At 60.9% G+C, this 14181-nt stretch carries 10 protein-coding genes and 1 pseudogene; 2 read left to right on the forward strand and 9 right to left on the reverse strand.

Annotation, left to right across the window (positions count from 1 at the left end; all coding sequences use genetic code 11):
- Window positions 1-521 precede the first annotated feature (521 nt).
- Complete coding sequence (locus BLQ55_RS30755) at window positions 522-779, forward strand: hypothetical protein (protein ID WP_092205584.1); 258 nt, start codon at window positions 522-524, stop codon at window positions 777-779.
- Between the two features lie 134 nt (window positions 780-913).
- On the opposite strand, the gene BLQ55_RS30760 is transcribed toward BLQ55_RS30755, so the two are convergent.
- From BLQ55_RS30760 to BLQ55_RS30800, 9 genes are all read right to left on the reverse strand, one after another.
- Window positions 914-1894, reverse strand: coding sequence for a peptide ABC transporter ATP-binding protein (locus BLQ55_RS30760; protein WP_092259460.1), 981 nt, complete (start codon window positions 1892-1894; stop codon window positions 914-916).
- A complete protein-coding gene (locus BLQ55_RS30765) occupies window positions 1894-2862 on the reverse strand; it encodes an ABC transporter ATP-binding protein (protein ID WP_053118412.1) in 969 nt (322 codons plus the stop codon). The genes BLQ55_RS30760 and BLQ55_RS30765 overlap by 1 nt, the downstream gene beginning before the upstream one ends.
- Window positions 2863-2872: 10 nt before the next feature.
- Window positions 2873-3784 carry an ABC transporter permease subunit gene (locus BLQ55_RS30770; protein WP_092259463.1) on the reverse strand — a complete coding sequence of 304 codons (912 nt, stop codon included), beginning with the start codon at window positions 3782-3784 and terminating at the stop codon, window positions 2873-2875.
- A 10-nt stretch (window positions 3785-3794) separates the two neighbouring features.
- The gene (locus BLQ55_RS30775; RefSeq protein ID WP_053145585.1) at window positions 3795-4805 is read right to left on the reverse strand and encodes an ABC transporter permease subunit; all 1011 of its coding nucleotides are present in this window, start codon (window positions 4803-4805) and stop codon (window positions 3795-3797) included.
- 75 nt (window positions 4806-4880) lie between these two features.
- Window positions 4881-6476 carry an ABC transporter substrate-binding protein gene (locus BLQ55_RS30780; RefSeq protein ID WP_092259466.1) on the reverse strand — a complete coding sequence of 532 codons (1596 nt, stop codon included), beginning with the start codon at window positions 6474-6476 and terminating at the stop codon, window positions 4881-4883.
- A 74-nt stretch (window positions 6477-6550) separates the two neighbouring features.
- Window positions 6551-7966, reverse strand: a complete 1416-nt coding sequence (locus BLQ55_RS30785; protein ID WP_092205581.1) for an OprD family porin — start codon at window positions 7964-7966, stop codon at window positions 6551-6553.
- 170 nt (window positions 7967-8136) lie between these two features.
- Entirely contained in the window at window positions 8137-9738 is a 1602-nt protein-coding gene (locus BLQ55_RS30790) for an ABC transporter substrate-binding protein (protein ID WP_092259469.1), read from the reverse strand.
- 399 nt (window positions 9739-10137) lie between these two features.
- Window positions 10138-11763: an ABC transporter substrate-binding protein gene (locus BLQ55_RS30795; RefSeq protein ID WP_092205579.1), complete on the reverse strand. Its 1626-nt coding sequence runs from the start codon at window positions 11761-11763 to the stop codon at window positions 10138-10140.
- Between the two features lie 255 nt (window positions 11764-12018).
- Window positions 12019-13620, reverse strand: a complete 1602-nt coding sequence (locus BLQ55_RS30800; protein WP_092259471.1) for an ABC transporter substrate-binding protein — start codon at window positions 13618-13620, stop codon at window positions 12019-12021.
- A 377-nt stretch (window positions 13621-13997) separates the two neighbouring features.
- On the opposite strand from BLQ55_RS30800, the pseudogene BLQ55_RS30805 reads away from it, so the two are divergent.
- A pseudogene (locus BLQ55_RS30805) lies at window positions 13998-14181 on the forward strand (IS256 family transposase); the annotation flags it as partial.

Consider the following 14181-nt stretch of genomic DNA (forward strand, 5'->3'; position numbering starts at 1 on the left):
CAAAAACACCTCAGATTTGGGCGCCATCATAGCGCCCGATTGAAGTGTCCAAAATCATTAGGCCAGTTCAAGCTCGCTCCCACATTGGTTCTGTGCCAATCCTCAATCTCTCGGTCACTCATGACCCCTTGTGGGAGCGAGCTTGCTCGCGATAGCGATGGGTCAGCTTGCCTGATGTTGGATGTGCAGCCGCCTTCGCGAGCAAGCTCGCTCCCACATTGGTGTTGTGCCAATCCTCAGTCTCTCGGTCACTCATGACCCCTGTGGGAGCGAGCTTGCTCGCGATGGCGGAGGGTCAGCTTGCCTGGATGTGGGATGTGCTGCCCATCGCGAGCAAGCTCGCTCCCACACTGGGGGTTGTCGTTAGTTGGATTGGAGATAACCCTTATTCGAAACCAATCTGTCGAGCAGCGGCATTCTGGCTGTTAGGCAGCGTCCTATCTGGTGAACCGACCTGTTCAGAACTAGATTTCTTGAGCGCCGTCAGGCCTCGGCTTCATCCGGAAAAGAAGGAGTTGGCTATGAACAAGCTTCTACGCATGATGTTTTTGCTGAAGGTTTTGGTGATGCTGTCCCTGGGCTCTACCGCCGCATGGGCCGAATGCGATGAGCATGAGCAGCACGCGTCGAGTGGGCAAGTGGCGCAAGGCGAGATGATGCTTGCCGCGACCACCACAGAGGAGTCGGGTGATCAGGATAATGATGACTCGACCATCGACCAGGAGCCCGACGACGGTGGAGATAGTGGTGAGGACGACGAAGGCGATAGCCAGACGTAGAGTCGAGACGAATAAAAAACCCTCCTGCCCGGCTATTGCTTCGTAGGGCGGAGGGTTTTTCAGGTGTTCAGTTTGATGCATTACCCGCGGCGAGGGAGCAAGCTCCCTCGCCACAAGTGCACTATCTGCTTGCCTTACGCCGCGCCTTCGAGGAACCGCTCGGCGTAGTGACAGGCCACCAGACGGTTATCGAGCGGGCGAAGCGCCGGTTCTTCGGTCTTGCAACGCTCGGTGGCGTACGGGCAGCGCTTGTGGAAGGCGCAGCCGGGCGGTGGGTTGAGCGGGTTGGGCAGTTCGCCGACGATCTTGATCTTCGGCTTGTTCGGGTCCGGGTGGATGGTCGGCGTGGCCGACAGCAGCGCCTGGGTGTACGGGTGCAGCGGGCGGCTGTAGATGGACTCGTTGGGGCCCATCTCCACCGGGCGACCGAGGTACATCACCATCACGTCGTCGGCCACGTGTTGCACCACCGCCAGGTTGTGGGAAATGAACACGTAGGCGGTGTTGAATTCCTGCTGCAAATCCATGAACAGGTTGAGCACCTGGGCCTGGATCGACACGTCCAGCGCCGATGTCGGTTCGTCCGCCACCAACACCTTGGGTTGCAGCATCATGGCGCGGGCCAGGGCGATGCGCTGGCGCTGGCCGCCGGAGAACATGTGCGGGTAGCGCTGGTAATGCTCGGGACGCAAGCCCACCTGCTTCATCATCGCCTGGACTTTTTCCCGCCGTTCGGTGGCCGACAGGTTGGTGTTGATCAGCAACGGCTCGGCCAGCTGATCGCCGATCTTCTGCCGTGGGTTGAGGGACGCATAGGGGCTCTGGAACACCATCTGCACGTCTTTGCGCAATTGCTTGCGTTCGGCCTTGTTGGCACCGGCGACTTCCTGGCCGGCGATTTTCAGGGAGCCGGAGGACGGCTCCTCGATCAGCGTCAGGGCCCGGGCGAGGGTGGATTTGCCGCAACCGGATTCACCCACCACGGCCAGGGTCTTGCCGGCTTCCAGTTCGAACGACACACCGTTGAGGGCGCGCACGGTCGCATGGCCCTTGAACATGCCACGGGACACTTCGTAATGACGGGTCAGGTCACGGGCGGTAAGTACGACGGCCATCACGCCACCTCCTGGTTCAACGGGTAGAAGCAGCGGGCGAGGCTGTTGGATTTCGGATCGAGGGCCGGGCGTTGTTGCCGGCAGTTGTCCTGCACGTACGGGCAGCGCGGCGACAGCAGGCAGCCTTGCGGACGGTCGTAGCGACCGGGCACGATGCCCGGCAGCGTGGCCAGGCGCTCGGCGCCCATGCTGTGCTCGGGAATCGCCGCCAGCAGCGCTTCGCTGTACGGGTGGGCCGGGATGTCGAACAGCTCGGGCACCTGGCCCACTTCCACGGCCTGGCCGGCGTACATCACGCACACGCGCTGGGCGGTTTCAGCCACCACGGCCAGGTCATGGGTGATCAGCACCAGGCCCATGTCCTGTTCTTTTTGCAGGGCCAGCAGCAGGTCCATGATCTGGGCCTGGATGGTCACGTCGAGGGCGGTGGTCGGTTCGTCGGCGATCAGCAGTTTCGGCTCGCCGGCAATCGCCATGGCAATTGCCACGCGCTGGCTCATGCCGCCGGACAACTGATGCGGGTAGGCGTCCATGCGGCTGGCCGCGCCCGGGATCTCGACTTTTTCCAGCAGTTCGATGGCGCGCTTGCGGGCGGCCTTGCCGGACATCTTCAGGTGCAGGCGCAGCACTTCTTCGATCTGGAAACCCACGGTGTAGCTGGGGTTGAGTGCGGTCATCGGGTCCTGGAAGACCATCGCCAGGTCTTTGCCGACGATCTGCCGACGCTGACGGTTGCTCAGCTTGAGCATGTTCTTGCCGTCGAAGTTCAGCGCATCGGCGGTGACAATGCCGGGGTGCTCGATCAGGCCCATCAGCGCCATCATGGTCACGGATTTACCCGAGCCCGATTCGCCGACGATCGCCAGGACTTCGCCTTTTTCCACGCTCAGGTCCAGGCCATCGACCACCGGTACGGCGGTGGCGTCGCCGAAGCGAACGTTGAGATTCTTGATTTCTAGCAGTGACATGGGAATCTCCTCAGGCGGCATTCTTGAGTTTCGGGTCCAGCGCATCGCGCAGACCGTCGCCCATCAGGTTGATTGCCAGCACGCTGAGCAAAATGGTCAAGCCAGGCAGGCTCACGACCCACCAGGCGCGTTCGATGTAGTCCCGGGCCGAGGCCAGCATGGTGCCCCACTCCGGGGTTGGCGGCTGTACGCCGAGGCCGAGGAAGCCCAGGGCGGCGGCGTCGAGGATGGCCGAGGAAAAGCTCAGCGTCGCCTGGACGATCAGCGGTGCCATGCAGTTGGGCAGCACGGTGATGAACATCAGGCGCGGCAGGCCGGCACCGGCCAGGCGCGCGGCGGTCACGTAGTCGCGGTTCAGTTCGCCCATCACGGCGGCGCGGGTCAGGCGCACGTAGGACGGCAGCGAGACGATGGCGATGGCGATCACGGTGTTGATCAGGCCTGGGCCGAGGATGGCGACAATGGCCACGGCCAGCAGCAGCGAAGGCAGGGCCAGCATGATGTCCATCAGGCGCATGATGGTCGGGCCAAGGATGCGCGGGAAGAACCCGGCGAACAGCCCCAGCAGGATGCCCGGGATCAGCGACATCACCACCGACGACAAACCGATCAGCAGCGACAGGCGCGAACCCTGGATCAGCCGCGACAGCAAATCGCGGCCCAGTTCGTCGGTGCCCAGCAAGAACTGGATCTGCCCGCCTTCAAGCCACGCCGGTGGCGTCAGCAGGAAATCGCGGTACTGCTCGCTCGGGTCGTGAGGCGCGACCCACGGCGCGAAGAGCGCGCAGAACACCACCAGGATCATGAACAGCAGCCCGGCCACGGCACCCTTGTTGCGGGAAAACGCGTGCCAGAATTCTTTGTACGGGGACGGGTACAGCAGGCTTTGATCGACTGCTACCGCGGTAGTTGGATTACTCATGGTTTTGATCTCAGCGCTGGTGACGGATGCGTGGGTTGGCAAAGCCGTAGAGAATGTCCACGACGAAGTTGACCAGAATCACCAGGCAGGCGATTAACAGGATGCCGTTCTGCACCACGGGGTAGTCCCGGGCGCCGATGGCTTCGATCAGCCACTTGCCGATGCCCGGCCAGGAGAAGATCGTTTCGGTCAGGACTGCACCGGCCAGCAGCGTGCCGACTTGCAGGCCGACCACGGTCAGCACCGGGATCAGTGCGTTGCGCAGGCCATGCACGAACACCACGCGCGACGGCGACAGGCCTTTGGCCTTGGCGGTGCGGATGTAGTCTTCACGCAGCACTTCGAGCATCGAAGAGCGGGTCATGCGGGCGATCACCGCCAGCGGAATGGTGCCCAGCACGATGGCCGGCAGGATCAGGTGGTGCAGGGCATCGAGGAACGCGCCCGGCTCGTCGGCCAACAGCGTGTCGATCAGCATGAAGCCGGTTTTCGGCTCGATGTCGTAGAGCAGGTCGATCCGTCCCGACACCGGCGTCCAGCCCAGGGACACCGAGAAGAACATGATCAGGATCAGGCCCCACCAGAAGATCGGCATCGAATACCCCGCCAGGGAGACGCCCATCACCCCATGGTCGAACAGGGATCCTCGCTTGAGTGCCGCGATCACCCCGGCCAGCAGGCCCAGGATACCGGCGAACAACAGGGCGGCCATGGACAGTTCCAGGGTCGCGGGAAACAGGGAGCTGAACTCGGTCCATACGCTTTCACGGGTACGCAGCGATTCGCCGAGGTCGCCGTGGGCCAGCTTGCCGATGTAGTCCAGGTACTGGGCATACAGCGGTTTATTGAGGCCAAGGCGTTCCATTGCCTGTGCATGCATTTCGGGATCGACCCGACGTTCGCCCATCATCACTTCCACGGGGTCGCCGGGGATCATGCGAATCAACGCGAAGGTCAGCAAGGTGATGCCGAAGAACGTGGGGATCAATAATCCCAGTCGGCGGGCAATAAAACTAAACATCTTCAGGTGTACCTCATCAGCCGGTTAGGCGTGCCCGGCAGCTCTTGGGTCAAGAGCGGCCGGGCGTTTTCTTATCTACTTCACCTGGGTGGTGGCGAAGTTGTTGGTGGTGAGCGGGCTAATCACATAACCCTCTACGTTGTTGCGCATGGCCGTGAACATACGGGTGTGGGCCATGCTGATCCAAGGCAGGTCCTGGTTGAAAAGCACCTGGGCCTGCTCATAGAGCTTGATACGCTCCTCGGGGTTCACTGTGGCGCGAGCCTGGTCGATCAGTGCCTGGAACTTCTCGTTGCACCAGCGCGCGTAGTTTTCGCCGTTCTTGGCGGCCTCGCAACTGAGCATAGGCGTCAGGAAGTTATCCGGGTCGCCGTTATCACCCGCCCATCCGGCGGAGACCATGTCGTGCTCGCCGTTTTTCGCGCGCTTGAGCATTTCGCCCCATTCCATCACGCGGATGTCGACCTTGATCCCGACCTTCGCCAGGTCCGCCTGCATCATCTGTGCGCCGAGCATCGGGTTGGGGTTGGTCGGGCCGCCGCCGTTGCGGGTGAACAGGGTGAACACGGTGCCTTCCGGCACGCCGGCTTCCTTGAGCAGCTCGCGGGCCTTGTCGAGGTTGCGGGGCGGGTTCTTCAGGTCGTGGTTGAAGCCCAGCAGCGTCGGCGGGTACGGGTTGACCGCCACGGTGGCGTTGCCCTTGCCGAACAGCGCGTTGACGTAGGCTTCCTTGTCGAAGGCCAAGTCGATGGCTTTGCGCACCCGCACGTCGCTCATGTATTTGTGGCTGGTGTTCAGCGCGGTGTAGGAGACGGTCATCGCGTCCAGTTCAGCGACCTTCAGGTTCGGGTCTTTCTTGATGCTGGGGATGTCATCGGGTTTGGGGTACAGGGCGATCTGGCACTCGTTGGTCTTGAGCTTCTGCATGCGCACGTTGTTGTCGGTGGCGATGGCCAATACCAGGGCATCGGCCGGTGGCTTGCCACGGAAGTAGTCCGGGTTGGCCTTGAAGCGAACCTGGGCGTCCTTGTTGTAGCGTTGGAAGATGAACGGCCCGGTGCCGACCGGCTTGCTGTTGAGGTCGCCGGCCTTGCCGGCCTTGAGCAACTGGTCGGCGTATTCGGCCGGGTAGATCGAGGAAAAGGCCATGGCGATGTCGGCCAGAAATGGCGCTTCGCGGCGGGTCAGGCTGAACTTGACCGTGTGCTCGTCGACCTTCTCGACGCTTTTGAGCAGTTCCTTGAAGCCCATGCTTTCAAAGTAGGGGAAGCCCACGCTCGACAGTTTGTGCCACGGGTGGTTCGGGTCCAGCTGGCGCTGGAAGCTCCAGACCACGTCGTCGGCGTTCATGTCGCGGGTCGGCTTGAAGTATTCGGTGGTGTGGAACTTGACGCCCTTGCGCAGGTGGAAGGTGTACGTCAGGCCATCGTCACTGATGTCCCAGGATTCGGCCAGGGCCGGAATCACCTCGGTGGTGCCGGGCTTGAAATCGGCCAGGCGATTGAAAATGGTTTCCGCCACGGCATCGGCGGTGACTGCAGTCGTGTACTGGACCATGTCGAAGCCTTCCGGGCTGGCTTCTGTGCAAACCACCAGGGGTTTGGCTGTGGCGCCAACGGCGACGCTCAGCAATGCGGCGGCGATGGCGGCGCGTAGGGGAATCATGTTCATCGTCAATCCTCTGCAATCGGGTCAGTGGCAAAGACCGGGCGGACGACCTCGTGAGTCGACCGCCCGGTGGCAGTTTAGAGAATGTTGAACGGAATGGTGGTGACCAGGCGGAACTCGTTGAGGCTGCCGTCGGCCTGGTTTTCGCTGGCGCGGTGTGCGGTGTAGGTCGCACGGATCGCGGTGGCTTTCAAAGGGCCGCTCTGTACGGCATAGGACGCGCCGACGCCGTATTCGTAGTGGTGCTCGCCGTCCATCGCCCGTACATCGCTGTAACCGGTGCTGTTGTAGTGCGTACCGTCGATACCCCAGCCGCGCGCCTGGTAGACGTTGAACTTCAGGCCTGGCACGCCGTACTCAGCCATGTTCAGGCCGTAGGCGATCTGGAAGGATTTCTCGTTCGGGCCGTTGAAGTCCGACAACAGGGAGTTGGCCAGGTAGATGCCGTTGGTTTCGTGCAGGTAGTCGAAGTACTCGTTACCGTTCACTTCCTGGTACGAGAACGTCAGGCTGTGGGCCTGGTGCGTCAGGCCGAACGACAGGGAGTAGGTGTCGTTGTCGATTTCGCCCAGCTTGCTTTTGCCCGAGTCCACGGTCTTGTAGTAGTTCAGGCCGGTGGTCAGGCTCAGCACCGAGCTGTCGCCCAGCTCATGGGTGGCGCCGAAGTAGTACTGGTTCCACATGTCCTCGGCCTGGGTCGCCCAGAGGCTGGTCTTCAGGCTGGCCAGTGGCTGGTAGGTGATACCGGCGGTGTTGACGTGATCGGTCTCGACGCTGCTGTCACCGTATTCGGAGCGGAACTTGCGCAGGCTCTCTTCGGTACGCGGCGAGTTGCGATCGAAGGTGGCGATGTCGAAGCCCAGGTTTTCGAATTCTTCGCTGTGCAGGCTCACGCCCTGGAAGCTGGAGGGCAGGGCACGGTTGCCGATGACGTCGACCATCGGGCTGCTGAAGTTCTGACGGCCGGCGGTCAGGGTGGTGTTGGAAATGCGGGCCTTGACGTTCGCCAGGCCCAGCTTGCTCCACTGGCCCACGGCGTCGCCGCCTTCGCGGGTCAGGGTACGGTTGTTGCCGGCGCCAGGACGGGTGGTCGGCGCGCCGCCGTTGTTGGATGCCAGGTCCTTGCGGTCCTGGTCCAGGGCGATGGCGTTGTAGGCGGCCAGTTCGGTGCTGAAGCCCACGGTGCCCTCGGTGAAACCCGAGTTGTACTTGATGATGGTGCCTTGCAGCCAGTTGATCCGGCGGTCGGTCTCGCGTGCTTCACCGTTCTTGCGATAGGTGAGTTTCGTGCCGCGCTTGAATTGCTCGTTGGCGTACCAGTTGCGCGTGGTGCCCGTGATGGACTGGCCGTCGATGAAACCCTTGGCTTCGCTTTGCTCGCTGGTGGTCTTGAGGGTCACCGGGGTGACCGCCTGGCTCTGGGATTCTGCAAACGCTGTTGCGCTAATGCTGCTGATGGCCAAGGCCAGTATCGCGGTGTTGCTCAGTTTCATCGGTAACGCTCCTTTTCTTTCTTTTTTAATGCCGTTCTTTTTTGGTGATACGGCTATCGGTTTTACAACTCATTCACAGCTTGCAAACGTTTGCCTGGTGCCTGATTGGCGAATTACGGCAAGACGTCGGCATGGGCTTCCATAGGAAGCCCGCGCTGTGTGGCTAACGGTTATGGGTTCAGGCTGACGCCCGAAAAGACATTGCGACCGAAGGGGCTGACTTTGAACCCTTCGACTTTGGCACTCAGCGGCTGGTTGACCGTCGAGTGGGCAACAGGAGTGATCGGCACTTGCTGCTTGAGCAGTTGCTGGGCCTGTTTGTAGAGCACGGTGCGCTGGTCGCGGTCGGTGACGACCTTGGCCTGCTTGATCAGCTTGTCGTAGTCCTGGTCGCACCACATGGAGTAGTTGTTGCCGCCAATGGCGTCGCAGCTGTACAGCGTGCCGAGCCAGTTGTCGGGGTCCCCGTTGTCACCGGTCCAACCGATCAGGCTGACGTCGTGCTCGCCGTTCTTGGTGCGCTTGATGTACTCGCCCCATTCGTAGCTGACGATCTTCACTTTCAAGCCGATCTTTGCCCAGTCGGCCTGGAGCATCTCGGCCATCAGCTTGGCGTTGGGGTTGTACGGACGTTGCACGGGCATGGCCCAGAGAGTGATTTCAGTGCCTTCCTTGACCCCGGCGGCCTTGAGCAACTCCTTGGCTTTTTCCGGGTTGTAGGCGACGTCCTTGATGGTGTCGTCGTAGGACCACTGCGTCGGCGGCATGGCGTTGACCGCCAGTTGTCCCGCGCCCTGGTACACGGCATTGAGAATGCCTTGCTTGTTCACCGCCATGTCCAGCGCACGGCGCACTTCGACCTGGTCGAACGGCTTGTGGCGGGTGTTGTAGGCGATGTAGCCGAGGTTGAAGCCCGGTTTTTCGATCAGTTGCAGCTTGGGGTCGTTCTTCAAGGCCGGTACGTCGGCCGGACGTGGATGCAGGGTGACCTGGCACTCGTTGGCCTTGAGCTTCTGCACCCGCACCGAGGCGTCGGTGTTGATGGAGAAGATCAGGTTCTTCAGCTTGACCCGCTCCGGCGCCCAGTACTGCTGGTTGGCGACGTAGCGGATGTTGGAGTCTTTCTGGTAGCTCTTGAACTCGAACGGCCCGGTGCCGATCGGCTTCTGGTTGATGTCGCTCGGCTTGCCGCTCTTGAGCAACTGGTCGGCGTATTCGGCCGACAGGATCGCGGCGAAGCTCATGGCGATGTTCTGGATGAACGCGGCGTCCACGCTGTTGAGGGTCATGACCACGGTCAATGGCCCGGTCGCTTCCACCTTGGCGATGTTCTTGTTCAGGCTCATGCCGTTGAAGTAGGGGAACTCGGTGGGGTAGGCCTTGCGGAACGGATGCTGCGGATCAAGCATGCGGTTGAAGGTGAACAGCACGTCGTCGGCGTTGAAATCCCGGGTCGGTGTGAAGTAGTCGGTGGTGTGAAATTTCACCCCTTCGCGCAGGTGGAAGGTGTACTTCAAGCCGTCTTCGGAAATGTCCCAGCGGGTTGCCAGGCCTGGGACGACGTTGGTCGCGCCTTTTTCGAACTCGGCCAGGCGGTTGTACAGCGGTTCGGCGGCATCGTTGTCGGTGGCCGTGGTGTATTGCGCGGTGTCGAAACCGGCGGGGCTGCCTTCGGAACAGAACACCAGGCTACCGCCGGCGGCCTGGGTCGCGGATGTCGCGGCCAGCAGGCCGGTGCCCAGCAATGCGGATAAAACCAAGGTATGGCGCATGACGCTCCCTCTCTCGTTCGGGGTGTTTTAACAGTGAACCGGCGTCCTTCCGGGGACAGGTCCGGGACACTGAGCTCATTCCATTGCGTAGCGATGCCGCAGGGCTGGCAAGTCGTCCAAGTGCCGACGGTATGAGCCGTGGGCCGGGCGGTAAATGCGCAATGCCTGAAAGACTTGTGGGAAAAGGCGATACGTCCCAAACCAACTGCTGTGGTACGCAGTGCTTTTGGATGTAGGCGTTTTCCTAGGTCTTGGCGTAAAGCAACGGTATGCCGTGGGGGCGAGCCCTGCTCGCGATGGCGTTGCTTAACGCTCCGCCATCGCGCTCAAAAGAGGGGCCGCTACGCTCGAAGCGTCGGACCGGCCCAGCGGGAGCAAGCTCCCTCGCCACAGGTCACCTTAGTTGCTGACGCTGACGCCGTAGAAGGAGTTCAAGCCAAAGGGGCTGATCTTGAAGTCCTGCACGTTGGCGCGCATGGGTTGGAACACCGTCGAGTGAGCGATGGGTGTCATCGGAACAGCATCTTTGAGGATGTGCTGCGCCTGTTTGTACAGCTCGGTGCGTTTGGATTGATCCGAAGTGCGCTTGGCTTGCTTGACGATGTCGTCGAACTTCTTGTCGCACCATTTCGAGAAGTTGTTGCCCTGCAGCGAGTCGCAGCCAAACAACACGTTGAGCCAGTTGTCCGGGTCACCGTTGTCGCCGCTCCAGCCGATCAGCATGGCGCCGTTTTCACCACCTTTGGAACGCTTGATGTACTCGCCCCACTCGTAAGTGACGATCTTGGCCTTGATCCCGATCTTGGCCCAGTCGGACTGCAGCATTTCAGCCATCAGCTTGGCGTTCGGGTTGTAGGGACGCTGGACCGGCATGGCCCACAAGGTGATCTCGGTGCCTTCCTTGATACCGGCTTCCTTGAGCAGTTCCTTGGCTTTCTCCGGGTTGTACGCCGCGTCCTTGATGGTGGTGTCGTAGGACCACTGGGTCGGCGGCATGGCATTGACGGCCAGTTGGCCGGCGCCCTGGTACACCGAGTCGATGATCTGCTGCTTGTTGACGGCCATGTCCAGTGCCTGGCGCACTTTCAACTGGGCCATCGGGTTGGGCTGGTCGCTGCCCTTGATCTTGTCCATCACGTTGTAGGCGATGTAGCCCAGGTTGAAGCCCGGTTGGTCCGGCATCTTCAGGTTCTTGTCTTCCTTGATCGCCTTGAGGTCGGCCGGGCGTGGGAAGAGCGTGACCTGGCATTCATTCTTTTTCAGCTTCTGGATACGCACTGACGGGTCGGTGGTGATGGCGAAGATCAGGTTGTCGATCTTCACGTCTTCCGGAAGCCAGTATTCCTTGTTGCCGGTGAAGCGGATGTTCGAGTCTTTCTGGTAGCTCTTGAACACGAACGGGCCGGTGCCGATCGGCTTCTGGTTGATGTCGGAAGGCTTGCCTTCCTTGAGCAACTGGGCGGCGTACTCGGCGGACTGGATGGAAGCGAAGTGCATGGCCATGTTCTGGATGAACGCGGCGTCTACAGCGTTGAGGGTGAACTTGACGGTCTTGTCGTCGAGCTTCTCGACCTTGGCAATGTTGGTGTCCATGCCCATGTCGGTGAAGTACGGGAATTCGGTCGGGTACGCCTTACGGAACGGGTCATCCTTGTTGATCATGCGATTGAAGGTGAACAGTACGTCGTCGGCGTTGAACTCGCGGGTCGGCTTGAAGTACGGCGTGGTGTGGAACTTGACGCCTTCACGCAGGTGGAAAGTGTAGGTCAGGCCATCTTCGGAAATATCCCACTTGGTCGCCAGGCCAGGAATCACAGCGGTGCCGCCGCGTTCAAACTGGGTCAGACGATTGAATACGGTCTCTGCAGAGGCGTCGAAGTCGGTTCCGGTGGTGTACTGACCAGGGTCAAAACCGGCTGGGCTCCCTTCGGAGCAGAACACCAGGTTAGTCGCGGCTTGGGCGAAAGATGCGCTGGCTAATAAGCTCGCGCCGACTAAAAACGGGATGACCGCTTGTTTAAGCATGTTGGCCTCATGATTTGTTGTCATTTTTTGATTTGAGGGCGACCTCGTGAGTCGTCCTGCGGATACTTATGCAGGCCCCATACCCAATGCAAGATCCAGAGCGGTCACAAGTCCGAAACAGTGGCACGAACGTACCTTAATGTCGCATCCGTGTAACTTCCGACGCATTTGATCGTTTGCGCGCGTTTTTTAGGGGCGAATTGCGCCCTTTTCCGGTGCGTCGCGGCGCTTCGATGCGCCGGAAAAGGGCGGGTATTACTTCTTCAAACCCACGCCGTAGAAGGGTGTGAGGCCGAATGGGCTGAGTTTGAAATCCACCACGTTCCTGTTTATCGGCTGGAAGACCGTGGAGTTGGCGATGGGTGTGATCGGCACCTGTTGCTTGAGGATTTTCTGCGCTTGCTGGTACAGATCGATCCGTTGCTGGCGGTCGGTGGACACCTTGGCCTGCTGGATCAAACGGTCGTAGGCCGGGTCGCACCACTTGGCGTAGTTGCTGCCCTTGACCGCCGCGCAGCTGTACAGCACCCCCAGCCAGTTGTCGGGGTCGCCGTTATCGCCGGTCCAACCGTAGATCATTGCGTCATGTTCGCCATTTTTTGCACGCTTGATGTACTCGCCCCATTCATAACTGACGATGTTGGCCTTGATGCCGATCTTGGCCCAATCCTGCTGGATCATCTGTGCCGACATTCGTGCATTGGGGTTGGACGCGCGTTGCACCGTCATCGCCCATAAATTGAGGGTGGTACCCGGCGCAACCCCGGCCTCCTTGAGTAGCGCCTTGGCCTTGGTCACGTCGTGGGGGGCGTCCTGGATGCTCGGGTCGAACGACCACTGGGCCGGTGGCAAGGCGTTCTGCGCCAGTTGACCGGCGCTCTGGTACACGGCCTTGATAATCGCCGGCTTGTCGATGGCCATGTCCAGCGCCTGACGGACCTTGAGCTGGTCCAGGGGCGGGTGTGTCACGTTGTAGGCCAGGAAACCCAGGTTGAAACCCGGCTGCTTGAGCACCTGCAGGTTCGGATCCTGTTCGATCACCTCGATGTCGGCCGGGCGTGGGTAGCCACTGACCTGGCATTCACCGCGCTTGAGCTTTTGCAGGCGCACGGCGGCGTCCGGGGTGATGGAGAAAATCAGGTTGTCGAGCTTCACGTCTTCGGGTTTCCAGTACGCCGTGTTGGCGGCGTAGCGGATCTGCGAGTCCTTCTGGTAGCGCTTGAACACGAACGGCCCGGTGCCGACGGGTTTCTGGTTGAGGTCGCCGGCCTTGCCTTCCTTCAACAACTGCGCTGCGTATTCGGCGGACTGCACGGAGGCGAAACTCATCGCCAGGTTTTGCACGAAGGCGGCGTCAACGTTGTTCAGGTTGAAGCGCACGGTGTGCTCGTCGACTTTCTCGACGCTTTTGATCGTGGTGTTCAGGCCCATGTCGGTGAAGTACGGCGACTCGGTGGGGTAGGCCTGGCGGAACGGGTGCTGCGGGTCGAGCAGGCGCTGGAAGGTGAACAGCACGTCGTCGGCGTTGAAGTCGCGGGTGGGGGTGAAGGCATCGGTGGTGTGGAATTTCACCCCTTCGCGCAGGTGGAAGGTGTAGGCCAGGCCGTCGGGCGATACGTCCCAGCTTGTGGCTAGTCCGGGTTCGACCTCGGTGCCGCCGCGCTTGAACTGGGTGAGGCGGTTGAAGACGGTTTCGGCCGAGGCATCGAAGTCGGTGCCGCTGGTGTATTGGCTGGGGTCGAACCCGGCGGGGCTGGCTTCGGAGCAGTAGACCAGGGTGGTGGCGGCTTGGGCCATTGGGGCGCAGCTGATCAGGGCCAGGGTGAGCAGGAGGGGCTTGAAGGTGGTTCTGTCCATGAAATCCCTTGGGGGGTGGTGAGGTTTTCAGGAGAGTAGCGTTGCGGGTGGGGTGTTGGAAATATCGAAAAGTGAGGGGGACCGTTGGGTTTGGGTATAGCGCTTTTCGACGAGGCGGCCTGATAGCCGACCTGTCTCTCCCGGGCGTACACCTGTCAGGTCTGTGGGAGCAAAGCTTGCTCGCGAGGCGGCCTGATGGCCGGCCTGTCTCCCAGGCATACTTCGATCAAACTGTGGGAGCGAGCTTGCTCGCGATGGCGGCCTGACAGCCGGCCAGGATGTTGTTGACGGAGTACATATCCATTGCTGCGGTAACGGCGGCTTAGGGAGTGTCAGAAATTTTGTGTTCGGGCATAACATGAGTCAGAGGTGCATGTATGCCAACCAAAAAGAAACCCCTGCGTGACCTGCCCAAAATCCCCAAAGAGCTGCTTGAGCAGTTTGGTGAGGGGCTGATGACAGCGGAAGCCATCGAGGACGCCTCGGCAGCGTTCAAGAAGGCCCTGATTGAACGAGCCTTGACCGCTGAACTCGGCCATCACTTGGGCTATCCCCCGGGCG

This window comes from Pseudomonas sp. NFACC13-1 (genome assembly GCF_900104425.1).
Lineage (GTDB): Bacteria > Pseudomonadota > Gammaproteobacteria > Pseudomonadales > Pseudomonadaceae > Aquipseudomonas > Aquipseudomonas fluorescens_AA.